The organism is Providencia sp. PROV040 (assembly GCF_032706145.1).
Taxonomy (GTDB): domain Bacteria; phylum Pseudomonadota; class Gammaproteobacteria; order Enterobacterales; family Enterobacteriaceae; genus Providencia; species Providencia hangzhouensis.
The window spans coordinates 2,396,340-2,421,768 of sequence record NZ_CP120530.1 but is presented as its reverse complement, the minus strand read 5'-3'; the positions used below and the strand labels follow the sequence as shown (position 1 = coordinate 2,421,768).

At 40.7% G+C, this 25,429-nt stretch carries 24 protein-coding genes; 13 read left to right on the top strand and 11 right to left on the bottom strand.

Features of this window, described 5'->3' with window-relative positions:
- Window positions 1-11: 11 nt before the first annotated feature.
- The 8 genes from rsxD (at window position 12) to nadS (ending at window position 6,387) form a co-directional block, all read left to right on the top strand.
- Complete coding sequence (gene rsxD, locus P3L40_RS11090) at window positions 12-1,097, top strand: electron transport complex subunit RsxD (RefSeq protein WP_004254245.1); 1,086 nt, start codon at window positions 12-14, stop codon at window positions 1,095-1,097.
- A 10-nt stretch (window positions 1,098-1,107) separates the two neighbouring features.
- Complete coding sequence (rsxG, locus tag P3L40_RS11085) at window positions 1,108-1,737, top strand: electron transport complex subunit RsxG (protein WP_036957719.1); 630 nt, start codon at window positions 1,108-1,110, stop codon at window positions 1,735-1,737.
- Window positions 1,737-2,453, top strand: coding sequence for an electron transport complex subunit E (locus P3L40_RS11080; RefSeq protein WP_094960545.1), 717 nt, complete (start codon window positions 1,737-1,739; stop codon window positions 2,451-2,453). Before rsxG ends, P3L40_RS11080 begins: the two co-directional genes overlap by 1 nt.
- Before the next feature lie 19 nt (window positions 2,454-2,472).
- Window positions 2,473-3,114: an endonuclease III gene (gene nth / locus P3L40_RS11075; RefSeq protein WP_004254236.1), complete on the top strand. Its 642-nt coding sequence runs from the start codon at window positions 2,473-2,475 to the stop codon at window positions 3,112-3,114.
- A 139-nt stretch (window positions 3,115-3,253) separates the two neighbouring features.
- Entirely contained in the window at window positions 3,254-5,197 is a 1,944-nt protein-coding gene (locus P3L40_RS11070) for an exoribonuclease II (RefSeq protein WP_196731499.1), read from the top strand.
- 201 nt (window positions 5,198-5,398) lie between these two features.
- Window positions 5,399-5,617: an osmotically-inducible lipoprotein OsmB gene (gene osmB / locus P3L40_RS11065; RefSeq protein WP_036957717.1), complete on the top strand. Its 219-nt coding sequence runs from the start codon at window positions 5,399-5,401 to the stop codon at window positions 5,615-5,617.
- Between the two features lie 151 nt (window positions 5,618-5,768).
- Window positions 5,769-6,101 carry a type II toxin-antitoxin system RelE/ParE family toxin gene (locus P3L40_RS11060; protein ID WP_036957715.1) on the top strand — a complete coding sequence of 111 codons (333 nt, stop codon included), beginning with the start codon at window positions 5,769-5,771 and terminating at the stop codon, window positions 6,099-6,101.
- A 1-nt stretch (window position 6,102) separates the two neighbouring features.
- Window positions 6,103-6,387, top strand: coding sequence for a NadS family protein (gene nadS, locus P3L40_RS11055; protein ID WP_096863771.1), 285 nt, complete (start codon window positions 6,103-6,105; stop codon window positions 6,385-6,387).
- Between the two features lie 72 nt (window positions 6,388-6,459).
- Here the strand turns inward: nadS and yciH are convergent, their stop codons facing one another.
- The 5 genes from yciH to P3L40_RS11030 form a co-directional block, all read right to left on the bottom strand.
- On the bottom strand, window positions 6,460-6,786 hold the full coding sequence (yciH, locus tag P3L40_RS11050; RefSeq protein ID WP_004254225.1) for a stress response translation initiation inhibitor YciH: 327 nt from the start codon (window positions 6,784-6,786) through the stop codon (window positions 6,460-6,462).
- A complete protein-coding gene (pyrF, locus tag P3L40_RS11045; RefSeq protein WP_112307124.1) occupies window positions 6,783-7,508 on the bottom strand; it encodes an orotidine-5'-phosphate decarboxylase in 726 nt (241 codons plus the stop codon). Before pyrF ends, yciH begins: the two co-directional genes overlap by 4 nt.
- A gap of 44 nt (window positions 7,509-7,552) precedes the next feature.
- Window positions 7,553-8,725, bottom strand: coding sequence for a lipopolysaccharide assembly protein LapB (lapB, locus tag P3L40_RS11040; protein WP_136135097.1), 1,173 nt, complete (start codon window positions 8,723-8,725; stop codon window positions 7,553-7,555).
- Between the two features lie 6 nt (window positions 8,726-8,731).
- Window positions 8,732-9,049, bottom strand: a complete 318-nt coding sequence (locus tag P3L40_RS11035; protein WP_004254219.1) for a LapA family protein — start codon at window positions 9,047-9,049, stop codon at window positions 8,732-8,734.
- A 145-nt stretch (window positions 9,050-9,194) separates the two neighbouring features.
- The gene (locus P3L40_RS11030; protein ID WP_136135096.1) at window positions 9,195-9,917 is read right to left on the bottom strand and encodes a phosphatase PAP2 family protein; all 723 of its coding nucleotides are present in this window, start codon (window positions 9,915-9,917) and stop codon (window positions 9,195-9,197) included.
- Between the two features lie 213 nt (window positions 9,918-10,130).
- Here P3L40_RS11030 and ribA point away from each other — a divergent pair, with 213 nt between their 5' ends.
- Together ribA and hemB are read left to right on the top strand one after the other, a co-directional pair.
- Entirely contained in the window at window positions 10,131-10,727 is a 597-nt protein-coding gene (gene ribA / locus P3L40_RS11025; RefSeq protein WP_094960627.1) for a GTP cyclohydrolase II, read from the top strand.
- 189 nt (window positions 10,728-10,916) lie between these two features.
- Window positions 10,917-11,894, top strand: coding sequence for a porphobilinogen synthase (gene hemB / locus P3L40_RS11020; protein WP_036957706.1), 978 nt, complete (start codon window positions 10,917-10,919; stop codon window positions 11,892-11,894).
- A gap of 110 nt (window positions 11,895-12,004) precedes the next feature.
- On the opposite strand, the gene P3L40_RS11015 is transcribed toward hemB, so the two are convergent.
- The 3 genes from P3L40_RS11015 to cysB form a co-directional block, all read right to left on the bottom strand.
- Window positions 12,005-12,448: a hypothetical protein gene (locus P3L40_RS11015; RefSeq protein ID WP_036957705.1), complete on the bottom strand. Its 444-nt coding sequence runs from the start codon at window positions 12,446-12,448 to the stop codon at window positions 12,005-12,007.
- Window positions 12,449-12,754: 306 nt separating this feature from the next.
- Window positions 12,755-15,427 (bottom strand): aconitate hydratase AcnA, encoded by a 2,673-nt coding sequence (acnA, locus tag P3L40_RS11010; RefSeq protein WP_004254205.1) that lies wholly within the window; start codon window positions 15,425-15,427, stop codon window positions 12,755-12,757.
- 275 nt (window positions 15,428-15,702) lie between these two features.
- Complete coding sequence (gene cysB / locus P3L40_RS11005) at window positions 15,703-16,677, bottom strand: HTH-type transcriptional regulator CysB (protein WP_004254202.1); 975 nt, start codon at window positions 16,675-16,677, stop codon at window positions 15,703-15,705.
- Window positions 16,678-16,992: 315 nt separating this feature from the next.
- Here cysB and P3L40_RS11000 point away from each other — a divergent pair, with 315 nt between their 5' ends.
- Window positions 16,993-19,026 carry a M13 family metallopeptidase gene (locus tag P3L40_RS11000; RefSeq protein ID WP_136135095.1) on the top strand — a complete coding sequence of 678 codons (2,034 nt, stop codon included), beginning with the start codon at window positions 16,993-16,995 and terminating at the stop codon, window positions 19,024-19,026.
- A 320-nt stretch (window positions 19,027-19,346) separates the two neighbouring features.
- Here P3L40_RS11000 and sodC read toward each other — a convergent pair whose 3' ends face one another.
- Window positions 19,347-19,871 carry a superoxide dismutase family protein gene (gene sodC / locus P3L40_RS10995; RefSeq protein WP_004254197.1) on the bottom strand — a complete coding sequence of 175 codons (525 nt, stop codon included), beginning with the start codon at window positions 19,869-19,871 and terminating at the stop codon, window positions 19,347-19,349.
- A gap of 318 nt (window positions 19,872-20,189) precedes the next feature.
- On the bottom strand, window positions 20,190-22,796 hold the full coding sequence (topA, locus tag P3L40_RS10990) for a type I DNA topoisomerase (RefSeq protein WP_004254195.1): 2,607 nt from the start codon (window positions 22,794-22,796) through the stop codon (window positions 20,190-20,192).
- 290 nt (window positions 22,797-23,086) lie between these two features.
- On the opposite strand from topA, the gene P3L40_RS10985 reads away from it, so the two are divergent.
- Window positions 23,087-23,344, top strand: a complete 258-nt coding sequence (locus P3L40_RS10985) for a DUF2498 family protein (RefSeq protein ID WP_094960535.1) — start codon at window positions 23,087-23,089, stop codon at window positions 23,342-23,344.
- A gap of 96 nt (window positions 23,345-23,440) precedes the next feature.
- Here P3L40_RS10985 and sohB read toward each other — a convergent pair whose 3' ends face one another.
- A complete protein-coding gene (gene sohB, locus P3L40_RS10980) occupies window positions 23,441-24,487 on the bottom strand; it encodes a protease SohB (protein ID WP_004254182.1) in 1,047 nt (348 codons plus the stop codon).
- Between the two features lie 177 nt (window positions 24,488-24,664).
- Between sohB and P3L40_RS10975 the strand changes: the two genes are divergently transcribed.
- A complete protein-coding gene (locus tag P3L40_RS10975) occupies window positions 24,665-25,429 on the top strand; it encodes a YciK family oxidoreductase (protein ID WP_036957702.1) in 765 nt (254 codons plus the stop codon).

The window sequence follows — 25,429 nt, the reverse complement described above, 5'->3', positions numbered from 1 at the left end:
GTGATAACGAGATGAAATTTAGGCCAATTGATGCGAAAAATCGCCGTTTAAAAATTGCTAGTGCGCCATTTACTCATAACAATCAAAGCACCAGTTTAGTGATGCTTTGGGTACTTTTAGCAGCAATACCGGGTATTGCTGCTCAAGTTTATTTCTTTGGCGTTGGCACCTTATACCAAATTATTCTAGCGGTGCTAACAGCGGTTATCACAGAAGCAGTTTCTATTCGTTTACGCCAACAACCTGTGGTTCCTGTACTAAAAGATAATTCCGCCATTGTGACCGCATTATTATTAGCTATCAGCCTACCTCCGCTCTCACCTTGGTGGATGATCGTATTAGGGACATTTTTTGCTATTACGATTGCTAAGCAATGTTATGGTGGATTGGGGCAAAACCCTTTTAACCCTGCGATGGTGGGTTATGTCGTTTTGCTAATATCATTCCCTGTTCACATGACAAACTGGCTACCTCCACATGAATTACAAAATATGTCGATTTCTGCACTTGATAGCCTATCCATTATTCTCAGTGGCCATACTCCAACAGGTATTACCCTCGAGCAACTACGTACAGGCATTGATGGCATGAGCCAAGCGACCCCGCTTGATAGCTTTAAAACGGGCCTACTGACTCATTCTATTTCTGAAGTATTACAACAACCTATTTTACAAGGTTCCTTAGCGGGAATTGGTTGGCAATGGGTGAATATTGGCTATTTAGTGGGTGGTTTGTTCTTATTACAGCGCCGTATTATTAGCTGGCATATTCCGGTTTCGTTCTTAGGTACATTGGCAGTTTTATCTATTGTTAGTTATTTAATTGATGATAGCCAACATGCGTCGCCATGGGTTCATTTATTGTCTGGTGCCACTATGCTAGGGGCATTTTTTATTGCCACTGACCCTGTCACCGCATCGACAACGCCTAAGGGACGGATTATTTTTGGTGTGATTATCGGTTTTCTTGTTTGGGTGATCCGTGTATACGGTGGTTACCCTGACGCTGTTGCTTTTGCCGTGTTACTCGCCAATATTACTGTTCCATTAATTGATTACTATACGCAGCCTCGTGCGTACGGTCATGGACATAAGTAAGGATAACCGTATGTTGAACACGATGAGACGCCATGGGGTCACGTTAGCCATCTTTGCAGCAGGAACCACTGCGCTTAGCGCTGCGGTGTACACGTTAACGAAAGAGACTATTGCTGAGCAAGCTGCTATTGTTCAGAAAAAACTACTCGACCAAGTAATACCAAGTGATTTATACGATAACGACCTCGCAAAAGAGTGTTATTTAGTCACTAATGAGGCCATACTGGGTAATAAACAACCTAGGCGCTTGTATCTAGCCCGTAAAAATGGCGAACCTGTTGCTGCTGCCTTGGAAACAACCGCATTAGACGGCTACTCAGGCGCTATACATTTATTAGTCGGTACAGATTTTCACGGTACAGTACTGGGAACTCGTGTTACAGAACATCATGAAACACCTGGGCTTGGTGACAAAATTGAGACACGAATATCTGATTGGATTACTTATTTTAGTGGTAAAAAAATAACCTCTGATAATGACCCTAAATGGGCAGTTAAAAAAGATGGAGGTGAATTTGATCAGTTTACTGGGGCAACAATTACACCCAGAGCAGTCGTCAATGCCACTAAACGTACTGCGGTATTTATGCAACAAATTCCACAACAATTATCGAATTATCCACGCTGTGGGGACGAATAATGAGCGATTCATCTAAAGACTTATTAGTGCAAGGTTTGTGGAAAAACAACTCTGCATTAGTTCAATTATTAGGGCTTTGTCCGCTGCTCGCTGTGTCATCAACAGCAACCAACGCATTAGGGCTAGGCTTAGCGACCACATTAGTCTTAGTTTGTACTAATGTTGCCGTTTCTGCTTTACGTCGTTGGGTGCCATCAGAAATTCGCATCCCTATTTATGTGATGATTATTGCTTCTGTTGTTAGCGCGGTACAAATGTTAATCAACGCATATGCTTTTGGTTTGTATGAGTCACTTGGGATTTTTATTCCGTTAATCGTTACCAACTGCATTGTGATTGGACGCGCAGAAGCCTATGCATCTCGTAATCCTGTTGGGCTATCTGCCCTTGATGGGTTTGCTATGGGCTTAGGTGCAACCGCGACCTTGCTTGTTCTAGGAGCAATTCGTGAAGTTTTAGGGAATGGGACCTTATTTGATGGCGCTGACTTGTTACTCGGTTCTTGGGCTACCTCCCTTCGTATTGAAGTGTTACACCTTGATTCCCCATTTTTACTCGCTATGCTACCGCCTGGTGCCTTCATTGGCCTAGCACTACTATTAGCTGCGAAATACTTAATTGATGAAAAAATGAAAAAAAGAGCCGCACGACAATCTGGTATTCAACCAGAACGTGAATATGAAAAACAGCAAGGTTGCGGCAGCCATATTTCTTAACAACGATATTTTGTGAGCAATGAATAAATCAAAACGCATTGAAATTCTAACTCGTCTACGGGATAACAACCCACACCCTACAACGGAGTTAGAATTTAACTCCCCTTTTGAGCTATTAATCGCCGTTTTATTATCAGCTCAAGCTACTGACGTGAGTGTCAATAAAGCGACAGCAAAGCTATATCCTGTAGCTAATACGCCTGAAGCTATTATGGCACTCGGTGTGGATGGAATAAAAGAGTACATTAAAACCATTGGCTTATTTAATACCAAAGCTGAAAGCGTCTATAAAACCTGTCAAATTTTAATCGAAAAGCACAACAGCCAAGTCCCTGAAAACCGAGAGGCTTTAGAAGCTTTACCGGGTGTTGGCCGCAAAACGGCAAATGTGGTTCTTAATACCGCATTTGGCTGGCCGACTATCGCCGTTGACACGCATATTTTCCGTGTCTGCAATCGTACTAACTTTGCTCCTGGTAAGAATGTCGTTGAAGTTGAAGACAAACTCCTTAAAGTTGTACCTGCAGAGTTTAAAGTAGATTGTCACCATTGGTTTATTTTGCATGGACGTTATACTTGTATTGCCCGCAAACCCCGCTGTGGCTCTTGTATTATCGAAGATTTATGCGAATTTAAAGATAAAATATATCCAGAAGATTGACCAAGATACTATTTTGAATAGGTTATAGATAAACGATACTTTTAATCATGAATCTAGCCGGTAACGCATTTTTTCCTTGCTCTAAGACTTTGTCTTACGTAACAATAGAGCCAAACCCAATATTAATTAAACGGTAAGTATGTTCCAAGACAACCCACTGCTCGCACAGCTTAAACAAAAACTACATGCCCAAACCCCACGCGTCGAAGGGCTGGTAAAAAGTACAGAAAAAGGCTTTGGCTTCCTCGAAGTTGATGGCCAAAAAAGCTATTTCATTCCGCCTCCTCAAATGAAAAAGGTCATGCATGGTGATCGTGTTATTGCTGCGGTTCATACCGATAAAGACCGTGAATTTGCAGAACCAGAAGAACTGGTAGAACCTTTTTTAGATAGGTTTGTTGGGAAAATACAAAAGAAAGAAAATGATAACCGTTTATTTGTCATTCCCGATCACCCATTACTGAAGGATATGATTTCTTGCCGTCCTATCAATGGCATTACTCATGAGTTTAAGCAAGATGATTGGGTTGTTGCACAAATGCGACGCCATCCATTAAAAGGCGATAAAACCTTCTACGCTGAAATTACTGAGTTTATCACTGACGGAGATGATCATTTTGCACCATGGTGGGTAACGTTACGCCGTCACCAATTAGACCGTAATGAACCGCAAATGGTTGATAGCGAACGTGATGACCAAGGTATTGAACGAGTTGATTTAACTCACTTGCACTTTACGACCATAGACAATGCAAGTACTGAAGATATAGATGACGCACTCTATGTTGAAAAAAACGATAATGGTGACTTAAAACTGTATATCGCTATTGCTGACCCAACAAGCTATATAGCAGAAGGTAGCGAACTCGATAAACTGGCTTTAGCCCGTGGCTACACCAACTATTTACCGGGTTTTAATATTCCAATGCTACCGCGCAAATTATCTGACGACCTGTGCTCTTTGCGCCCAAATGAACGTCGCCCTGCTTTAGTCTGCATTGCACTCATCAAAGAAGATGGTCGCATTGACGATAATATTGAGTTTTTCAGCGCTTGGGTCGAATCAAAATCTAAATTAGTTTATGACGAAGTCTCTGATTGGCTTGAAAATACAGGCAGTTGGCAGCCAGCAAATGACACTGACAAACAACAAATTTTGCTGCTTAAAGAAATGGCAGATAGGCGTTTACTATGGCGCGAAAACAATGCACTCGTGTTCAAAGATCGCCCTGATTACCGCTTTGTATTAGATGACAAAGGAATTGTGGTTGATATCGTGACTGAACGTCGCCGCAGCTCTAACCGCATTGTTGAAGAAGCCATGATCACCTCTAACCTCTGTGCTGCCGCAGTACTGAAAGAAAAATTAGGATTTGGCGTATTTAATGTGCATATGGGCTTTGAACCCCTACAAATTGACCAAGTCGTGCAAACGCTTAAAGATAATGGCATTGAAACAACGGCTGAATCATTATTATCACTAGAAGGCTTCCGCCAACTACGCCGTCAACTAGATGCACAGCCGACCCAATTCCTCGATAGCCGCATTCGCCGTTACCAAACTTTCGCAGAAGTCAAAGCTGAGCCCGGCCCGCATTTTGGTTTAGGGTTTGAAGCTTATGCGACTTGGACTTCACCAATTCGTAAATATACCGATATCGTCAACCACCGTTTAATCAAATCTATTATTGCTGGTAAACCTTCAACGAATAAGCCATCCGAAGAATTATCAATCAAGTTAGCCGAACGTCGTCGTGCAAACCGCATGGCTGAACGTGATGTGGGTGATTGGCTCTATTCTCGTTACTTAAAACCTTTTGAAGGTACTGATACCAAATTCCCAGCTGAAATTATTGATATCACTCGCGGTGGCGTAAGAGTCCGTTTGGTAGATAATGGTGCTGTAGCTTTTGTTCCTGCGCCTTTTATTCATAGCGTTCGTGATGAGATCCAATGTAGCCAAGAAACAGGTAATGTGCTTGTTAAAGGTGAAATAGCTTACCAACTTAACGATATTATCAATGTCACCATTAATGAAGTTCGTATGGAAACACGTAATATCGTTGCTAGACCAGCCGAATAACAACTTTTCTGCTACTCTTTAGAGACCATAGTTTGAAACCTATGGTCTTTTATTTTTCTATCTACTTTTTTACAACCTAAAATTCGCATTAAACGTTAAACTGCAAACACTTTTCCATATTTTTTCCTGATTATTCTTATTCGTAAATTTACCTATCATGATATTTTGTTAACTGTTAAATCTGTATTAAGGGTCATTAAAATGAACACAGTAAGCAAACGTATTTTATCATTCATGGTGATAGCTACTGTCGCTATCAGCGTCAGTGCCTGTTCAAATATGTCTAAACGCGATAAAAACACAGCGATTGGTGCCGGTGTAGGAGCTGTTGGTGGCGCTGTATTGACAGGCGGAAGTTCCATAGGAACCGTAGGTGGTGCGGCTATTGGCGGAATTATTGGACACCAAGTAGGCAAATAAATCTCATAATATCCTTTAGTCGCTCTCCTTAATCTAAAATAGCGTTCAGTATGAACGCTATTTTATTTTTTATATCCGATAATCTATTAAACTATTGACGGCAAAAAGTGTACAAAGTACACTTGCAATTAATACAAAGGGAGGGAACCCTGTGAGTCACGCAATTGAATTTATTGAAACCAGCTTTTTTACCAAACAAATCCAATCTATCGCCACACAAGAAGAACTTAGGATATTACAAAATGAACTTATCGCATGGCCAGATAAAGGCGATATCATCCAAGGAACGGGTGGGCTTCGTAAAATTAGGATGGCAACTGGTAATAAAGGAAAAAGTGCAAGTGTACGAGTTATTTATTTCCTAGCTACAGCAGAAATTATTTATTTTATAATGGCTTATCCAAAAAATGTCAAAGATACGCTAAATGACTTAGAAAAAGCAGAATTAAAGAAACTAACGAAATTACTAAAAAATGAGGTATAAAATGAGTATATTCAACGAATTAAAAGCCTCTTTAGAAGAAGCTGTTGAAATAAAACAAGGCCATCAAAAAGCCGCTAATGTTACTCGTTACGAAATTACTGATGTCAAAGCTATTCGAGAGCAACTGAATGTTTCCCAAAGCGAATTAGCTCATGCACTAGGAACTAGCCTCGATACAATTAAAAGTTGGGAACTTAAACGACGAAACCCAACAGGGCTAGCAGCTAAAATACTCATCGCCATTAAACGTAACCCAGCTTTATTTGCTGAGTTAGCAGCAATTTAACCACTTCTTCGTTATAAAATGAGTGGCTTTCTAAGTAGCCACTCATGACAAACAGTAAAATTTTCGAACCTATCAGCCACCAGCTAACTTAACTTGAAAACCTTTCGCCTCAAGGTACTGTTTGATAACATCACGTTTATCGCCTTGAATTTCAACGTTACCGTCTTTGACAGCTCCGCCACAGCCACACTTCTTTTTAAGATCAGCCGCTAATTTAGCTAATTCGCTGTCTTCAAGGTCAAGACCAGTTACAACACAAACCCCTTTTCCTTTACGGCCTGATGTCTCACGGCGGATCCGCACAATACCATCACCTTTAGGCCTTTCAATTTTGGGTTTATCTTCAGCAATACGCCCTGTTTCTGTACTGTAAACAAGACGACTATTTGAATCACTCATAGCAAACCTTCAATAGACTGATTGATTTGTTGTAATGTGGCAGTTGGGTTTTCACTACGCGTAATCGGACGACCAATCACCATATAATCCACACCCGCCTTCACTGCATCTTGTGGTGTCATAATGCGGCGTTGGTCCCCAACATCACTTCCCGTTGGGCGAATACCTGGGGTAACTAATTTGAAATCGGCACCACAAATTTGTTTTAAACGTTGGGCTTCATGAGCAGAGCAAACAACACCATCTAGCCCGCATTGTTTGGTTAATAAGGCCAAACGCTCTGCATGAGCAGCTGGTGACAGGTTAATCCCAACACCAATGAGGTCAGATTCATCCATACTCGTTAATACGGTTACTGCTGTGAGTAATGGCGCCTCTTTACCATAAGGCTCAAGAGATTGGCGTGCCGCCTCCATCATACGAGCACCACCACTTGCATGAACATTAACCATCCATACCCCCATTTCAGCCGCAGCTGCAACCGCTCGGGCAACAGTATTTGGAATATCATGAAACTTCAAATCTAAGAAAACATCAAAACCACGATCATGGAGTGACTTAACAAATTGAGGGCCATTAAAAGTAAACATTTCTTTGCCTACTTTTAAGCGACAATCACGTGGGTCAATGCGATCCACAAAAGCCAAAGCCTCATTAGCATTTTCATAGTCAAGTGCCACAATAATTGGTGAATGTGTGTGGTTCTCAGTTGAGGAAATCATTTCTTAGCCTTTAAAGAGTCGTTATTATTTAAAAAGTGACGCTGTCACTGACCATCTAGCCCACGAATAGGTTTAATCGTGTCCCACGAGCGACAAGATGGGCAATGCCAATATAATGCACGTGATGTAAACCCACATTTATGGCAACGATAATCGGGTTTGGTACGAATTTGCTCCCCTACCATTTTTCGTAGCAAAATCAAACTTTCTTTTGCCCTTCCATCTTCAGCTTCTTCAAGATGGTAATCCATTAAACGATAAAATAAACGCATGGTAGGATGACGTTGAATTTGGTCATTAATATAATTTGCAGCGGCTTCGTGATTTTGCTTTTCAACAATAATATCCGCTAAATAAAGCTCTGCAATAGCCCCTGAGTTACCCGCAACACACTGACGTAGGTAATCTTCCCACTCATCGGCTTGGCCAGTATGTTGGTAGCAATCAAACAGCAAAGGTAGCGTTTCAGCGACGAGCTCTCTATCTTGCTCATAGACTTGTTTTAGGACATGAATTGCTTTGTCGTAATTACCTTGTTCGATGAACAAGCGCCCTTTCATAATTGAGACCCGAGCACAGTGGTTGTCGGCTTGCTCTGCCTTATTTAAAAAGATCAGTGCCTCTTCGAGATCATCGCTAGCAAGTTGTTGAGTCGCTAGTTCACAATAAAAATGTGCAATTTGCTCACGTAGCTCTGTATGCCCTAATTTAACCAGTTTACCTGCTGTTTCAATAGCTTTTGTCCAATCACTGGTTAATTGATAAATATTTAATAGGGATTGTAAGGCACTTTGTTTGAAATCGACTTCGTCCGTCAATTGTTGAAACATGTTTTCTGCTCGGTCATAAACCCCAGCAGCCATGTAATCTCGACCGAGTTGTTGAGTTGCTAATAAGCGTTGTTCAAATGATAAAGCGGCACTTTCCACCAGCGACTGGTGAATACGAATGGCGCGTTCAACTTCACCACGAGAACGGAATAAATTTCCCAACGTGAGGTGTGCTTCAAAAGCAGAGCTATCTTCATTTTTCAGCATGTCGAGGAATAAATCGACAGCTTTATCTTGTTGATTAGACAATAGGAAGTTAACGCCTGTCACATAATCACGTGACAAGCGATTCGCATGTTGTTGCTTATCTTGTTGAGCACTTCTGCGCCCCATGTACCAACCGTAAGCAGCAGCAACTGGTAGCAGCAGAAACAGCAACTCGAACATACAGGATTATTCCTTGTTCTGAGTCGTCACTAATGAGGTTGAATCGGAAATATGACTTTCTCCAGCACCTAATTGTGATTCTAAACGTCTAATTTTACGACGTGCGTTTTTCAGGCTAACAATGACTCGTAAATAAAACACAGCACAAACTAGCCAACCTAGCACAAAACCGACACCAAAAAGTGATGCAAGAAGGGTCGATAATGAAAAATCCCCTTTTGCAATCAGGTAGTTAAATGTAATAACCTGATCATTGCTTGAACCTAGCGTAATCGAAATAATAAAAAAAGCGACCGCTAGTAATAAAATCAGAAAATATTTCACATTTATTCCCGTTATCAGTTCTATTCATCCAATAATATCTACCTGTTAAGGTAGCATTTCCAACGCATTCAGACAAAGCAATTTATTTTATACAATGAGAGATTTAAGTCAGATCTCCCCTAATAATGGTTAACTTGATGAAAGATTAATCGGTTTTACTCAGTATTCCCCATGCTCGCAAAATATAATAACCAAATAAGGCAAAACACGCACTGATGATCACTGAAGTAATTATATCAATAGGCCAATGCATGCCCAACAACATACGACTAAATGCAATACCCTCAGCCCAAATAGCGAGCCCTATCGATAAAACGTATAAACGTTGTTGCCAAAAAAGCGCAATTAAAAACAATGCCCAGCCAGCCGCAAATAACATATGACCAGAAGGAAAAGAATATCCAGTTTCTGCTTGCCAGTGTTTACGCTGCCATTTCGCTATATATTCATCTTGTTTGACGGTGTCTTTAATTAATTTTGCTCGTTCACTACGTTTTAACGCATAAAAGTCTGATGAAGGAATTTGATATTCGGTTGCCAGCCATTCCACATAAGGGCGAGGCTCTTTAAACGTACTTTTTAATGCCGTCTTCAAACCTTGCTGCAGTAATACAATACCAACAAGAACAAGCAATATTTTCAGTCGCTGTTTTTTTTCTGAACGAAAAATAAATGCAACTGCGCCAAGAAATAACAGAGACGTTAAAATACTATAAGGTGCTCCCGCAGTGTCTGTCAGCCAGAGTATCCATTTCATTGAGTTAAACTGGGTTTCTGGTGACCAATGCCACCCTGTAACTATCATCACCATGGGAGGCATAATTAATAACAATGCAAAAGTACAAACGACCAAAACAGTTTTTTTCATTCAACGTGTTCCAAATAAAGTTCTATTAAATATACAAATATTCCATTCACCTATTATTAACTCTGTTATAGTAATACAGCGTTGGTCGTGTGCAAAGAATACCAACCTCTATATGCTAAACGTCATATAGCATCGATGAATTATAGTTAAGCTACTTTATATCGATAAACGTTATTAATTAAGCAAGAGTTACTTTAACTAATGAAAGAAAATATGCAGCTAAAACGCGTTGCCGAAGCTAAGCTCCCTACACCTTTTGGTGAATTTTTGATGGTGGGTTTTGAAGAAATCGCAACCGGTCGTGATCATGTAGCGTTAATTTTTGGCGATATCTCAGGAAGTGAACCGGTACTCAGCCGGATCCACTCCGAATGTTTAACAGGAGATGCGTTATTTAGTCTACGTTGCGATTGTGGTTTTCAATTAGAAGCCGCACTCTCTCAGATTAGTAAAGAAGGCCGAGGGGTATTACTTTACCATCGTCAAGAAGGCCGAAATATTGGCTTGCTGAATAAAATCCGAGCTTATGCATTGCAAGATCAAGGCTTAGATACGGTTGAAGCTAACATTAAGTTAGGCTTTAAAGCGGATGAACGTGATTTTACCTTATGCTCTGATATGTATAAGTTATTGGGGATAAATGAAGTCCGCTTATTGACGAATAACCCGAAAAAAATCGATATCATGCGTGAAGCTGGAATTAACGTGGTAGAACGTGTTCCGTTGATCGTTGGCCGCAACCCAAGTAATGAACATTATCTTGACGTTAAAGCAGAAAAAATGGGCCATATGCTATTTAAGCACCAATGACCTCAGCAAAGGAAGAGTGTTCTGCTCTTCCCTTTATTTTTCCTATTTCATTATCACCATTCAAAGTGTGCCATTTATCCACGGCTATATTCACTTTCTTTCCATAAGGTTTATACTGTTAGCCATCTGATTACCCTGACGAATAAACTGAGTTTTTGAGGTTTATTCCGCATACTACCAGGAGATACTGTGAACAACCTGCATTCCATTCAACGCATGAGAAGATTGCGTAAAACTGAAAAACTCCGCACTTTATTCCAAGAAACTCACCTTTCTATTAATGACCTTTGCTTGCCAATTTTTGTTGAAGAAGAACTCGACGACTATATGCCAATCAACAGCATGCCGGGTGTTATGCGTATTCCTGAAAAACGTCTTGCTTATGAAATTGAGCGTATCGCAAATGCAGGAATAAAATCAGTGATGACCTTTGGGGTTTCCCATCATCTTGATGATAATGGTAGTGATGCATGGCAAGAAAATGGTTTAGTGGCACGTATGTCACGTATCTGTAAAGAAACCGTCCCTGAAATGATAGTGATGTCTGACACCTGTTTCTGTGAATACACCTCCCATGGTCACTGTGGTGTCATGCACGGCCATATCGTTGATAATGATGCAACCATTCATAACCTAGGTTTACAAGCGGTTGCCGCTGCACGCGCAGGTGCTGATTTTATTGCCCCATCTGCTGCAATGGATGGCCAAGTTGCCGCAATTCGTCATGCACTTGATGAAGCTGGTTTTACAGACACCGCCATTATGTCTTACTCCACAAAATTTGCTTCAGCACTGTATGGCCCATTCCGAGATGCAGCGGGTTCATGCCTTAAAGGGGATAGAAAAACCTATCAGATGAACCCAATGAACCGCCGTGAAGCACTACATGAATCACTAATTGATGAACGTGAAGGTGCTGACGCGCTAATGATTAAACCTGCTGGGGCTTATTTGGATATTATTCGTGATTTACGCGAGCATACTCAATTACCTATCGGTGCTTATCAAGTCAGTGGCGAATATGCACAAATTAAATTTGCTGCTCAAGCGGGTGCAATTGATGAAACTCGTGTGGCTCTTGAAACACTGGGGTCAATCAAACGCGCAGGTGCTGATCTTATTTTCACTTATTTTGCTTTACAATTAGCCGAAGCCAACGCGCTATAATCTCATTCAGTTAAAGAAACCCGCACCACTGTATATAATTACAGTGGTGCGGGTTTTTGTCATTTTTGTTGAATAATAATACTTAAATCGACCAATTAACAACCAAATGGCTATTTTGCTCTTTGCAATTCAAGTTGTTGAGTTAGTGTTTGCGCATAATGCTGTGCTTGCTCTGCCGTTGCCAAACCAGCAATCAATAAATCTTGTTTACCCGCAGATGTTGTTGCGACCACTCCCCAGTAATCAACTTCAACCGTAATACTTTCAGGGTTTTGATCGGGCATCGGCAGAATATCAAAGTAGTCTTGTAATGGCGCAATGGTAATGGCGGTATAATCTGCATTTAAGCCGAGTGGAAATTCTTTGTCTGCATATAAACGCAAATCATGGACTTCCGTTTCAGGTGTTCTCATCACAATAGAATATAAGTTAGGTATGTGCTCCAAAATGTCACGAACCTCTTCGTTCGCACCATCAAAATGGGATGTGGTTAATAAGATATCTGCTGCCCACAATGCCCCTTTATAGAAATCGGTTTCATTGATATCTGCCATACTCATTTCCTTAATAGTGTTTTCGATAAGCTCAGTCACATGGTGCCCCATGCTAAAGCTATTACATTCAATTATTTTGCACAAAGAAACTTATTTATGGCGAACTTCACCCTATTTTCATTTAGCCTAGTTGCGACTATTTTCTCCTTTAATTTACCGTCTATTTAACACCATAACGTAGATTGCCATCAAAAATATTGAGAAAAAACAAGATTGATAAATAAGATTAAATATTAAAAAATAAAAACGCCCGTAGGATACAATCTTACAGGCGTTGAAGTGTCATAATTTAATGATTAATAATGATTAATGTAGCATCTGCCTTATCACATAATGCAAAATACCACCGTGACGGTAATAATCCATCTCCGTTGCGGTATCAATACGACAGCGGGTTATAACTTCTTTTATATCCCCATTGCCATACGTGATTTTCACCCTGATATCCTGCCCTGGAGTAATTGACTGCAGCCCTGTAACATCAATGCGTTCATCACCTTTTAGCCCGAGAGTTTTACGGGATACCCCATCTTTAAATTCTAAAGGTATAACCCCCATACCAATCAAGTTAGAACGGTGAATACGCTCGTATGATTCAGCAATAACGACCCTTACTCCTAATAAATTCGTGCCTTTAGCTGCCCAATCTCGGCTAGAACCTGAACCATATTCTTTACCGGCGATTATAGCTAATGGGCGATTTTCTTGTTGATACTGCATTGCCGCATCATAAATCGCCATTTGTTTGCCTGTCGGTATATGTAAGGTATATCCCCCCTCTACACCTGGCACCATTTCATTGCGAATACGAATATTTGCAAATGTTCCTCGCATCATCACTTCATGGTTACCACGACGCGAGCCATAAGAGTTGAAATCTGCAACAGCAACGCCGTGTTCTTGCAGATAACGCCCCGCTGGACTCTCTTTTTTGATATTCCCTGCAGGAGAAATATGGTCAGTAGTTACCGAGTCGCCGAGGATCGCTAAAATATTTGCACCATGAATATCTTTGACCGGTGCTGGCTGAACTTGCATACCTTCAAAGAAAGGTGGATGGCGAATATAAGTTGAGTCTTCTTGCCAGTGATAAGTTGAAGAGCTTTCAACTTTCAATGCTCTCCAAGCGTCATCACCTTCAAAGACCGCATTATATTCTTTGCGGAACATGTCTGTTTTAACTTGCTGTACAGCTTGGGCAATTTCAGCACTCGATGGCCAAATATCTTTCAAATAAACATCGTTACCTGATTTATCGACACCGATAGGATCGGTTTTCAAGTTGATATTCATGTTACCCGCCAGAGCATATGCAACAACAAGTGGCGGTGATGCTAACCAGTTGGTTTTCACCAATGGATGAATTCGCCCTTCAAAGTTACGGTTACCCGATAACACAGCGCCAACGGTAAGATCCGCTTGTTTAATCGCCTCTTCTATTGGTTCTGGTAATGGGCCTGAGTTACCAATACAGGTTGTGCATCCATATCCGACAAGATTGAATCCGAGCTTATCTAAATAAGGCGTTAAACCCGCGACAGCAAGATAATCAGTGACAACTTTTGAACCCGGTGCCAATGATGATTTAACCCATGGCTGACGGACTAACCCTTTTTCAACGGCTTTTTTCGCTAATAGTCCTGCGGCCATTAATACACTTGGGTTCGACGTATTCGTACAAGATGTAATTGCCGCAATAACGACTGCACCATCGGTTAACTCAAAAGTTTTATTTTGATATTTAACAGAAGGATAGCTCGATTGAATTTTTTTATTAACTTCTAACTCTACTGCACCGCGAAATGCTTTTGGTACTTGGCTGAGTTCAACTCTATCTTGCGGACGTTTAGGGCCTGCTAAGCTGGATTCAACCGTCGACATGTCTAACTCAAGTGTACTGGTAAAAATAGGTTCATCACCTGCATAACGCCACAAACCCTGTTCTTTGCTATAAGCTTCCACCAGCGCAATTTCATCATCACTGCGCCCAGTTAAACGCATATAAGATAGCGTCACTTCATCAACAGGGAAAAAACCACAAGTTGCGCCATATTCTGGTGACATATTCGCAATCGTTGCTCGGTCTGCTAATGGTAAATCCGCTAGGCCATCACCATAAAATTCAACAAATTTACCCACAACACCATGTTGACGTAGCATTTGTGTTACCGTCAATACAAGGTCGGTTGCCGTTATCCCTTCGGATAATTTCCCTGTTAATTTAAAACCAACAACATCAGGGATCAGCATTGAAACCGGTTGGCCTAACATCGCGGCTTCAGCTTCAATACCACCGACACCCCAACCTAACACACCTAACCCATTGATCATCGTCGTATGAGAGTCCGTACCCACTAAAGTATCGGGATAAGCATATAATTTACCGTCAATTTCTTCATACCATACTGCCTTGCCAAGGTATTCTAAATTAACTTGGTGACAGATACCGGTACCCGGCGGCACCACTTGAAAACGATTAAATGCTTTTTGGCCCCAACGTAAAAATAAATAACGTTCATGGTTACGCGCCATTTCAATTTCAACGTTATCGCCAAATGCTGATTCGGTTGCAAACTCATCCACCATCACTGAGTGGTCAATCACTAAATCAACAGGTGACAACGGGTTTACTTGCTCAACATTGCCGCCAAGGGATTTAACTGCTTCACGCATAGCGGCAAGGTCAACAACAGCAGGAACACCCGTGAAGTCTTGCATGAGAACACGCGCTGGGCGATAAGCAATTTCTCTATCTGCATGCGCGTTTTTTTGCCAGTCAATTATTGCTTGTAAATCTTGTTCGACAACTGAGGTGCCATCAATATGACGTAATAAATTTTCGAGTAAAACTTTTAATGACTTAGGTAATTTAGTCCCCTCACCGAGCTTTTTTTCAGCAAGCGCTAAACTGAAGTAATTATACTGCTTGTTTCCAACATTGAGTGTCGAAGCACTCGTTGTTTTTAGACTCAACGACATAACTCCTCCTTGGTTTTTATGGCTATGGCAATATTTGTATTTACCACCATTATTTTTTGTTAACCAATTGTAATCATAGTTGCTCTAGAAATTTGATTTATAGATTTTGTGCCAAATATTGAATTTTTCTCTATTAATAATAGGAAATTTAAGATAAGAAGGGAAATAAGTCAGGAAAAAACCAAGTACACCAACTCGGTAATAATAAAAACCCTAGAAATACGATCACTAGGGTTCCTACTTACAAATTATGACAAGGCAAAAATATAAAGAAATTAAATGATAGGCAGTTTCATATCTTTAAAAAACTCTTCAATTTCTTCATTGTTACGTATAGCAACCGCTTTATCGACCACATCACGGGTTAGATGCGGTGCGAAACGCCACATAAAATCATACATATAACTACGCAAGAAACTAGTACGTTTAAAACCAATCTTGGTTGTGCTATAGCTGAACTTATCACGCATATCAATCACAACTAAATCGCTATCACTAACAGGGTCAACGGCCATACTCGCGATAATACCGATCCCTAACCCTAATCTAACATAGGTTTTAATCACGTCAGCATCGGTTGCAGTAAAAATAATTTTGGGCTCAAGACCAATTTTCTGAAATGCCACATCTAATTCTGAACGGCCAGTAAACCCATGAGTATAGGTTACAATTTGATATTCAGAGATATCTTCAATAGTGACATTTTTTTTCGTTGCAAGTGGATGGTCTTTTTGCACGACCACACAGCGATTCCAATGGTAGCATGGCAACATAATCAAATCGTTATAAAGGTGCAATGCTTCGGTTGCTATCGCAAAATCACTGTTACCTTTGCACACTTCCTCAGCGATTTGCGTTGGTGACCCTTGCTGCATATGCAATGAAACATGTGGATAACGCTCAATAAAACCTTTTATTGTCGGAGGTAAAGCATAACGAGCTTGTGTATGTGTCGTGGCAATACTCAAGCTACCTCTATCTGGATAAGTATGCTCCCCAGCAACCGAGCGGATCGCTTCTATTTTTGATAGCACTTCTCGGGAGATCCGTACCACTTCTTCCCCTGCGGGAGTAACATGCGTTAAGTGCTTACCACTACGCGCAAAAATTTGGATCCCAAGCTCATCTTCAAGCATCCGCACTTGTTTACTGATACCGGGCTGTGACGTAAAAAGCCCCTCAGCGGTTGAGGAGACATTCAAGTCATGGTTAACCACTTCAACAATATAACGTAATTGCTGCAATTTCATATTTCAGTCTACCTCATACAGGAATAATGTGCATTTGCTATCTATAGCTAAAGAATATTACATATAGCTAATAGTTATAATTGGTTTATTTGATATAACCAATATAACATCATTCTCTGAAGAATAAACAGTATGATGATAAAATTTCATCTAAATCCCCTCTACAATGAAGAAAAGCAGTAAGGTACTGCAAAGACGGATTAACTTTATTTCATTATGTGGTTCAATAAGTGAAATAAATTTTGCAGAACACTCGCTCCAAGGTTTAACGTATTAGAGTGGATATCGTAATTCTCAACGAAGAGAGGTGGTTACATGCGTTTAAATGTTTTGGCTTTAATTATTGGTATGTCGACTATTTCTTTTGCCCCGTCACTATTGGCAAAAGAAGTTAGTTATGGACAACAAAAAATTGTTTTGTCTGACACGATTGAACCCGGCAATGATTTTTACCGTTATGTGAATGAAGATTGGGTAAATAAAGCGCAAATCCCTACCGGTATGCCACGTATTAACTCTTTTGTAGAATTATACTTAAATACAGAAAAACAAATTCAATCGATAATTGACCAGCTACAGCAGATCCCCGAAAACAAACTTACGCATAATCAACGAAATATTCGAAATTTATATCTTAGTTACCTGAATGAAACGGCTATCGAGCAGGCAGGAATTACCCCAATAAAATCCGATTTAGATGCCATTAAGAAAGCTAAAAGCCATAGTGATATTAGCCAGTTAATGACCCAACCCGACTACAAATCATTGATTTCTTATTGGGTAGACTTAGATGCTAAAGCACCGGATACCTATGTGCTTTATATCGGCCAAGGTGGCTTAGGGCTACCTAATCGGACTTATTACCTCGATAACACACCGCAAATGGAAGATATTCGAAAAAGTTATATCGCTTATATCGCTACCATGTTAGAGCTAGCCGGTGAAAAAGATGTCACACAAAAAGCACAGAAAATTTTTGATTTAGAAAAAGCGATTGCAACTGTACATTGGAGCCCTGAGGCCCGCCGTGACACTATCAAAAATTACCATGCAATGACCTTAACTGAAATGAAAAACCATACCCAAGGTTTTGATTGGGATAGCTTTATTACTAGCCGCAAGTTAACTGATAAGCAACTTGCGAAAGTGGTCGTTGAAACGGACAGCGCAGTTGAACAAACTGCAAAGATTTTTGCAGATACCCCAGTTTCGACATTAAAAGATTACTTAACCTTTCAGTATATTAGTGAGCACGCACGTTATTTAAACCAAACCATCGCAGATGCACAGTTTGATTTTTACTCGAAAAAACTCAATGGTATTGAGAAGCAACGCACCCGCCAAGAGCGCGCTTTGCAAACCGTTAACTCACTCCAAGGCGAGCCATTAGGGCAAATTTACGTCGAACAATATTTCGACCCTCAAGCTAAAGAAAAAATTAAAGATTTGGTTAGTTATGTGAGAGGAACATTTAATTCACGCTTAAAAGTCAATGACTGGATGGATGAGCCTACTCGTCAAGAAGCCCTTAAAAAATTGGAACAATTCACGGTTAAAGTGGGTTATCCAGACCAATGGAATGATTTCAGTGAGATTAACCTCAAGCCCGATTCATTATTAGATAATTATAAGCAAGTTTTAGCTTGGTCATATGATGATATGATTGGCAAAATTGGTCAGCCTGTTCGTCAATGGGAATGGGGAATGACGCCACAAACAGTCAATGCCTATTTCAACCCTGTTCAAAATGAAATTGTGTTCCCTGCTGCAATTTTACAAGCACCGTTCTTTGACCCTAATGTTGACCCAGCCTATAACTATGGCGCAATAGGTGCAGTCATCGGCCACGAAATGGGCCATGGTTTTGACGACCAAGGCAGTTTATATGACGGAACCGGGCAGTTACGTAATTGGTGGAGTGAGAGCGCTAAAACCCACTTTAAAGAGAAAACCGCTAAGCTTGTTGAACAATATAACGGCTTTACTGTTGATGGCTTAAAGGTGAACGGTGAGCTTACATTAGGGGAGAATATTGGTGACCTCGGTGGGTTAAATATTGCCTTAAGTGCTTATAAGCAATTTGCCAAAGAAAACTACCCAAATGGTGAGGCTCCAATTATTGACGGAACAACTGGGTTACAGCGTTTCTTCATTGCTTGGGCACGCACGTGGCAAGAGCTGTCAAATAAAGAATCTGAACGTAATAAGATTATGACAGACCCTCATAGCCCTAACCAATTTCGCGCAAATGGCGTAGTACGCAATATTGATGACTGGTACGAAACATTCGGTGTTGATAAAAATAACGCCCTGTATTTGGCACCAGAACAGCGTATTCGTATTTGGTAATTTATCAATGACAAAAGAAGGCTCGAAATTTAGCGTGAGCCTTCTTTTTATGACTAGGCATTAAGCGGCGCTGAGCCCTAGGAGCATACATCAGTATGTAATTAACATTAGTAAGTCCAGATAACAATTCTGCTGTTTAAATCATATTCTAATCAATGCAATACTGTCTTTTAAACTACTTTATAATCAATACAATACGCTAAATAGTTCAAGTTGTGGCTAGGCAGCAAGCGGCGCTAAGCCCTAGGAGCATACATCAGTATGTGACTAGGGTTAGCAAGCGCAGCTAACAACGCCACAGCTTTGAAATATGACGCGTATTATTTGATGACGCCGCAGGCCATCCTAGCCCCACCACCGCCTAACGCTTCTGGATTATCAGAATAGTTATCACCACCCACATGCACCATCAATGCGCGGTCTTGAACATCTTTGAGTGATTTTAAACGTGGCGCTAGTACCGCATAATTAGCATTACCTTGACTATCGGCAACTAAGCCGGGTAAATCGCCTAAATGCCCTGTGTTATCATAAGGGCCTTTATGAACGCCTGTTTTGGCTGGGTCTAAATGACCACCCGCTTTTAATGCAGGTACCGATTTACCGTCTTTTTCTGCAGGTTCGCAACTTGGGTTCTCATGAATATGGAAGCCATGAATGCCTGCTTGTAGTCCTGTTAATTTAGGCGTGAACAGTAATCCATATTCCGTTTCTGAGATAACAACCTCACCTATTGCTTTACCATCACCTGTGGGTGTCGCTTCTTTTAATACAACAGTAGACTGAGCAGCGTACGCTGTCCCCGCTGTCAATAATGCAGCCAGTAAACACATTTTTAACTTCATTTTGCCTCCGGTGGATAACTTTTATCTATCATTCCATCGACTTACCTAAATATTTCAGCAAGGTAAGGATTATTACTGCCAATTGATAACTACAACGACTCTATCTTAAGTTAACACAAATTAGTTATCACTTTGGTGCTACATTTGAGTTTAGTTAAAAATTGGTGGCTGTATCACAGTGAGCGATAAGAAATAAAGGAATGGACAGTATAACAGCGGGTTATTCACTGATAGGCATTGATATGAAATTGACAAGTTAATAAAAAAGCCAATCTAATTAAATGATTGGCTTTTTTGTTTGGAAACAAAAGAGAGCTATTACTTTTCTTTTACTTCCCACTTACCATCAACGTAGAATGCACTCCAACCCGTTGCTTTGCCGTTTTTCTCTGAAGAAACATATTGTTGTTTCGTTTTGCGGCTAAAACGGACGACTGTTGGGTTACCTTCACCGTCTTCAGCCGGTGCTTCAGCTAAATATGCGAGTTTTTCAGGTAAACGGTCTTTAAAACGCTGTAATTCTGCCACTAGTGGTGCACGTGTTTCTCGTGATTTAGGGAATGTATTCGCCGCAAGGAAAACGCCAGCAGCCCCATCACGTAACACAAAATACGCATCAGATTTTTCACATGGAAGTTCCGGCAATGGCACTGGATCTTCTTTCGGTGGTGCCACTTCACCACTTCGTAAGATTTTACGCGTATTTTTACACTCTTCGTTGGTGCAACCCATGTACTTACCAAAACGCCCCATTTTCAGGTGCATTTCTGAGCCACACTTGTCACACTCAATGACCGGGCCGTCATAACCCTTAATACGAAACTCGCCTTCTTCGATTTCATAACCTTCACACGCAGGGTTATTACCACAAACATGTAATTTACGGCCATTATCAATCAAATAGCTGTCCATCGCGGTGCCGCATTTTGGACAACGACGTTTGGCTCTTAATGCGTTAGTTTCCGCATCATCCCCTTCAAGGACATTAAGGACTTCGTCTTCAGGGATAAGGTTAATCGTTTTTTTACAACGCTCTTTGGGTGGTAATGCATAACCAGAACAACCTAAAAATACCCCAGTTGATGCGGTACGAATGCCCATATGGCGTTCACAATCAGGGCAGGTAATTGAGGTAATTACCATTGGGTTGGTGCGCATTCCCCCTTCCTCTGGTTCTTTTTCAGCAACATCTAGCTGCTTACTAAAATCAGAGAAGAATTCATCTAATACGGCTTTCCATTCGGCATCATGGTTTGCAACATGGTCCAATTGGTCTTCCATACGTGCAGTAAAATCATAGTTCATCAGATCGTTAAAGTTTTCCTCTAAGCGGTCTGTGACGATTTCACCCATTTTTTCTGCATAAAAACGACGGTTTTCAACTTTGACATAACCTCTGTCTTGTATCGTCGAAATAATCGCTGCATACGTTGAAGGACGGCCAATACCACGCTTTTCTAATTCTTTAACTAAAGACGCTTCACTAAAACGTGCTGGCGGCTTGGTAAAGTGCTGGCTAGGCAATAGTTCAACCAAAGACAACTCCGCACCGACTTGTATTGGTGGCAGCGTTTTGTCTTCATCATTTTTACGCAGTGCAGGCATGACTTTCGTCCAACCATCGAAGCGCAGAGTACGCCCTTTGGCTTTTAGTTCAAAATCCCCTGCTTTGACTGTTAAGGTTGTTGAATCATATTTCGCAGGTGTCATTTGACAAGCCACAAACTGATTCCAAATCAATTGATACAACCTTTTCGCGTCGTTCTCCATGTCTTTTAGTGACTCAGGTAAAACATCGACACTAGAAGGGCGAATGGCTTCGTGTGCCTCTTGCGAATTGTCTTTGCTACTATACACATTGGCATCTTTTGGCAGGTATTTCGCGCCAAAATTATCATTAATATAGCCACGAACCATGTCGAGTGCATCTTGACTCAAGTTTGTTGAGTCAGTACGCATATAAGTGATGTAACCCGCCTCATAAAGACGCTGAGCCATCATCATGGTTTTTTTCACGCCGAAACCTAAACGGGTACTAGCAGCTTGTTGTAGCGTTGACGTGATATACGGTGCGCTCGGTTTACTGGATGTCGGCCTATCTTCACGGTCAGTAACCGCAAAACGGGCATTTTCCAGTAATTTAACCGCCGCCTCTGTTTGCGCTTTATTGACTGGCTTAAATGCCTTACCACCTTGTGAAGTGACTTCCATACGCAAATTAGCGATATCTTTATCAGCTAAGTCGGCATGCAGTTCCCAATATTCTTCAGGAACGAAGGCTTTAATTTCCCGTTCACGTTCAACTATCAGTTTCACTGCAACTGATTGAACACGACCAGCAGATAAGCCACGAGCCACTTTTTTCCACAACAGTGGAGAAACCATGTAACCCACAACTCGGTCCATAAAACGACGCGCTTGTTGTGCGTTAACTCTATCTATATTTAATTCCCCAGGGCTATCAAATGCCTGAGTGATCGCATTTTTGGTGATCTCATTAAATACAACACGACTAAAACGAGAATCGTCTCCACCAATCACTTCACGTAAATGCCACGCAATAGCTTCCCCTTCGCGGTCCAAGTCCGTTGCGAGGTAGATGTGATCAGCATCCTCCGCCAGTGATTTAAGTTCAGAGACCACTTTTTCTTTACCTGGTAGAATTTGATAATTCGCTTTCCAACCATGGTAAGGGTCAATCCCCATGCGCTTAACTAATGCATCACGCGGATCTTTTTTCACTTTCTTTGTTTTGTCGGTAGATGAGCCTGTACTCTTTTGTGAGCCGGTTTGTGAACCAGAGCCGCTTTTCGGCAGATCACGAATGTGGCCAACGCTGCTTTTTACAACGTAGCCACTGCCAAGATACTTATTAATCGTTTTGGCCTTTGCCGGGGACTCCACTATAACAAGAGCTTTACCCATATTTACCTTTACCTAAATATCAACAATGGCGCATTTCTACATTAAAATGCGCAAAATGAGAATCTCTTTTTTATATTGCGACACAATCACAATATATCAATATATTTTTAAACAATTATTTGTGTTGAAACAAAACTTATAAACTCAATCACGTTATTCTAAAAGGCACAAAGTGTCTTCTAGTCGACTGATTTTAACCATATAAAGATGTTTAGTCACAATTGAAAACCACACACTCTACCTGATAAAATGCTAGAAGCAACCAATTATTTTTTCAAGGAAGCCAAGTTATGCAAGACAATTTACCGTTCATCACAAAAAAAGAGTTACTTGAAAAAGCTAATGATATCATAAAGAAACATGATGATTATATTCATGGTATGTTTGTTGATACTGTAGAGCAGCATCGAGGTACATTGGTATTTAAAGGGGAGTTCTTCTTAGATGAGAACAATATCCCTACCTTAAAGAGTACCGCTGCTTTTAATATGTACAAACACCTTGCTCATGTACTATCAGAACAATACCAATTGAGTGATAATAACTAATTAACACGTTTGCTCTTTGTATATAATTTACCGGCTAAAAAGCCGGTAAATTAATAGTAGATTTAAAAACGCTTATTCGCTAGGCAAAATTCGAAATTACAAGAGTGGTTTTTGCCCACGCTGCCACCAGCGCAATAATAAATTATCCACGCTCTTTGCCGCGCTTCCCATAAACTTATCCATCATTTTTTTACTTAATACATAACGGATACTAACTATTTCCTTAGTATCAATCGCATTAATAATAAAATCATCACTCACACCAATATTATCCACAAGCCCTTTATCAAGCGCCTGTGAACCATACCAATACTCCCCTGTTGCAACTGCAGAAATATCTAAAGATGGGCGATTTTGATGAACAAATTGTTTAAACAATTCATGTGTTGAATTTAAATCTTCAACAAATTTCTTACGACCTTGCTCCGTGTTCTCACCTAACATGGTCAATGTACGTTTGTATTCGCCAGCGGTGTGAAGTTCAACATCAACATCATGCTTTTTTAATAACCGATGAATATTTGGAATTTGAGCGACAACACCAATCGAACCAATAATGGCAAATGGCGCTGCGATAATTTTATCTGCGATGCACGCCATCATATATCCACCACTCGCAGCGACTTTATCTACCGCAATAGTCAGTGGGATATTTTTTTCTTTGATTCTTAGTAATTGTGAAGCCGCTAAGCCATAACCATGAACCATCCCACCTGGGCTTTCAAGTCTTAACAAAACCTCATCCTGTTGGTCTGCAACAGCGAGAATTGCACTGATCTCTTCACGTAAAGAGGCAACTTCACGTGCATCCATACTACCTTTGAAGTCTAAGACATATAAGCAAGGCTTTTTAACCCCTGTTTGGCCTAATTTAGCCCCAGTTTTCTCACTTTTTGATTTTGCTTTTTGCTGTTTTTTAAATGCTTTTAGCCATGCCTTATGTTCTGATTCATTCATTTTTATCTGTTGCATTTGGCGCTGACGCTCACGATAGCTTTCACCTAAATCTGTGATTTTCAAAGCACCTTTTGCTCCTTGTCTGCGCATACCTACGCCAAACACAAAAACAGCCAGCAAAACCACCGCTACCAAAATCGTAACGACTTTTGCTAAAAATAGCCCATACAATGAGAAATACTCCACAATCTGATCCTTTTGATATTTATCTTCAATACAAAAATAATCTCACGATTACGCGCAAACAACCAGAAAAAAACAGAGTTGGCACGACAAACCTTGTTAATACTATGTTAGATTAGCCAATTATCACAATCAGTGCGATGATAACCATACATGCTAATCACAATAGTAGGAAAGAATATGCTCCAATATCAGCCTAGACAAGACCTATTGAAAGGTAAAACTATTCTCGTGACAGGTGCCGGTGATGGCATTGGCCGTGAAGCCGCTCTCACTTATGCGCGCTATGGTGCATCCCTTATTCTTGTTGGTAGAACACTGCATAAATTACAATCAGTTAGTGATGAAATAGCGGCTTTAGATGGAAAGAATCCACCTTGCTTTATATTAGACTTATTAACCGCAACAATTGATGACTGCCATACACTCGCTTCGCAAGTTGCGTCAATAACGCCTTATTTAGATGGCGTTTTACACAACGCGGGAATACTTGGTGTAGTAGCCCCTATCTCTGAGCAACCCAGTGACCTATGGCATGATGTGATGCAAATAAATGTTAATGCCACATTTATGCTAACTCAAGCTTTGCTCCCTCTATTACTTAAAGCGCCTAATGCCTCGTTAGTTTTTACCAGTTCAAGTGTAGGTAAACAAGGTCGAGCCGGTTGGGGAGCCTATTCTGTCTCTAAATTTGCGACAGAAGGTTTAATGCAAATTCTATCCGAAGAGTATAAGCACAGTAATCTTCGTGTAAATTGTATTAATCCAGGTGGAACTCGAACCTCTATGCGAGCAAGCGCGTTCCCTGACGAAGATCCACTTAAATTGAAAACTCCTGCTGATATCATGCCTATTTATATCTATTTGATGGGTGATGATAGCCTGCGTAAAACAGGAAGTAGCTATGATGCACAACCCGGACGCAAGCCCGGTGCTGCGGAGTAA

What these genes read in the sequence shown, in the direction of transcription:
- pyrF (WP_112307124.1), bottom strand. Translation starts at nt 7,508, where the DNA reads ATGATTTCCTCAACTGAGAACCACACACATTCACCAATTATTGTGGCA.
- nth (WP_004254236.1), top strand. Translation starts at nt 2,473, where the DNA reads ATGAATAAATCAAAACGCATTGAAATTCTAACTCGTCTACGGGATAAC.
- P3L40_RS11070 (WP_196731499.1), top strand. Translation starts at nt 3,254, where the DNA reads ATGTTCCAAGACAACCCACTGCTCGCACAGCTTAAACAAAAACTACAT.
- P3L40_RS11000 (WP_136135095.1), top strand. Translation starts at nt 16,993, where the DNA reads ATGCGTTTAAATGTTTTGGCTTTAATTATTGGTATGTCGACTATTTCT.
- sodC (WP_004254197.1), bottom strand. Translation starts at nt 19,871, where the DNA reads ATGAAGTTAAAAATGTGTTTACTGGCTGCATTATTGACAGCGGGGACA.
- P3L40_RS11080 (WP_094960545.1), top strand. Translation starts at nt 1,737, where the DNA reads ATGAGCGATTCATCTAAAGACTTATTAGTGCAAGGTTTGTGGAAAAAC.
- cysB (WP_004254202.1), bottom strand. Translation starts at nt 16,677, where the DNA reads ATGAAATTGCAGCAATTACGTTATATTGTTGAAGTGGTTAACCATGAC.
- ribA (WP_094960627.1), top strand. Translation starts at nt 10,131, where the DNA reads ATGCAGCTAAAACGCGTTGCCGAAGCTAAGCTCCCTACACCTTTTGGT.
- lapB (WP_136135097.1), bottom strand. Translation starts at nt 8,725, where the DNA reads ATGTTCGAGTTGCTGTTTCTGCTGCTACCAGTTGCTGCTGCTTACGGT.
- osmB (WP_036957717.1), top strand. Translation starts at nt 5,399, where the DNA reads ATGAACACAGTAAGCAAACGTATTTTATCATTCATGGTGATAGCTACT.
- yciH (WP_004254225.1), bottom strand. Translation starts at nt 6,786, where the DNA reads ATGAGTGATTCAAATAGTCGTCTTGTTTACAGTACAGAAACAGGGCGT.
- topA (WP_004254195.1), bottom strand. Translation starts at nt 22,796, where the DNA reads ATGGGTAAAGCTCTTGTTATAGTGGAGTCCCCGGCAAAGGCCAAAACG.
- rsxG (WP_036957719.1), top strand. Translation starts at nt 1,108, where the DNA reads ATGTTGAACACGATGAGACGCCATGGGGTCACGTTAGCCATCTTTGCA.
- P3L40_RS10975 (WP_036957702.1), top strand. Translation starts at nt 24,665, where the DNA reads ATGCTCCAATATCAGCCTAGACAAGACCTATTGAAAGGTAAAACTATT.
- acnA (WP_004254205.1), bottom strand. Translation starts at nt 15,427, where the DNA reads ATGTCGTTGAGTCTAAAAACAACGAGTGCTTCGACACTCAATGTTGGA.
- P3L40_RS11015 (WP_036957705.1), bottom strand. Translation starts at nt 12,448, where the DNA reads ATGGCAGATATCAATGAAACCGATTTCTATAAAGGGGCATTGTGGGCA.
- P3L40_RS11030 (WP_136135096.1), bottom strand. Translation starts at nt 9,917, where the DNA reads ATGAAAAAAACTGTTTTGGTCGTTTGTACTTTTGCATTGTTATTAATT.
- P3L40_RS10985 (WP_094960535.1), top strand. Translation starts at nt 23,087, where the DNA reads ATGCAAGACAATTTACCGTTCATCACAAAAAAAGAGTTACTTGAAAAA.
- rsxD (WP_004254245.1), top strand. Translation starts at nt 12, where the DNA reads ATGAAATTTAGGCCAATTGATGCGAAAAATCGCCGTTTAAAAATTGCT.
- nadS (WP_096863771.1), top strand. Translation starts at nt 6,103, where the DNA reads ATGAGTATATTCAACGAATTAAAAGCCTCTTTAGAAGAAGCTGTTGAA.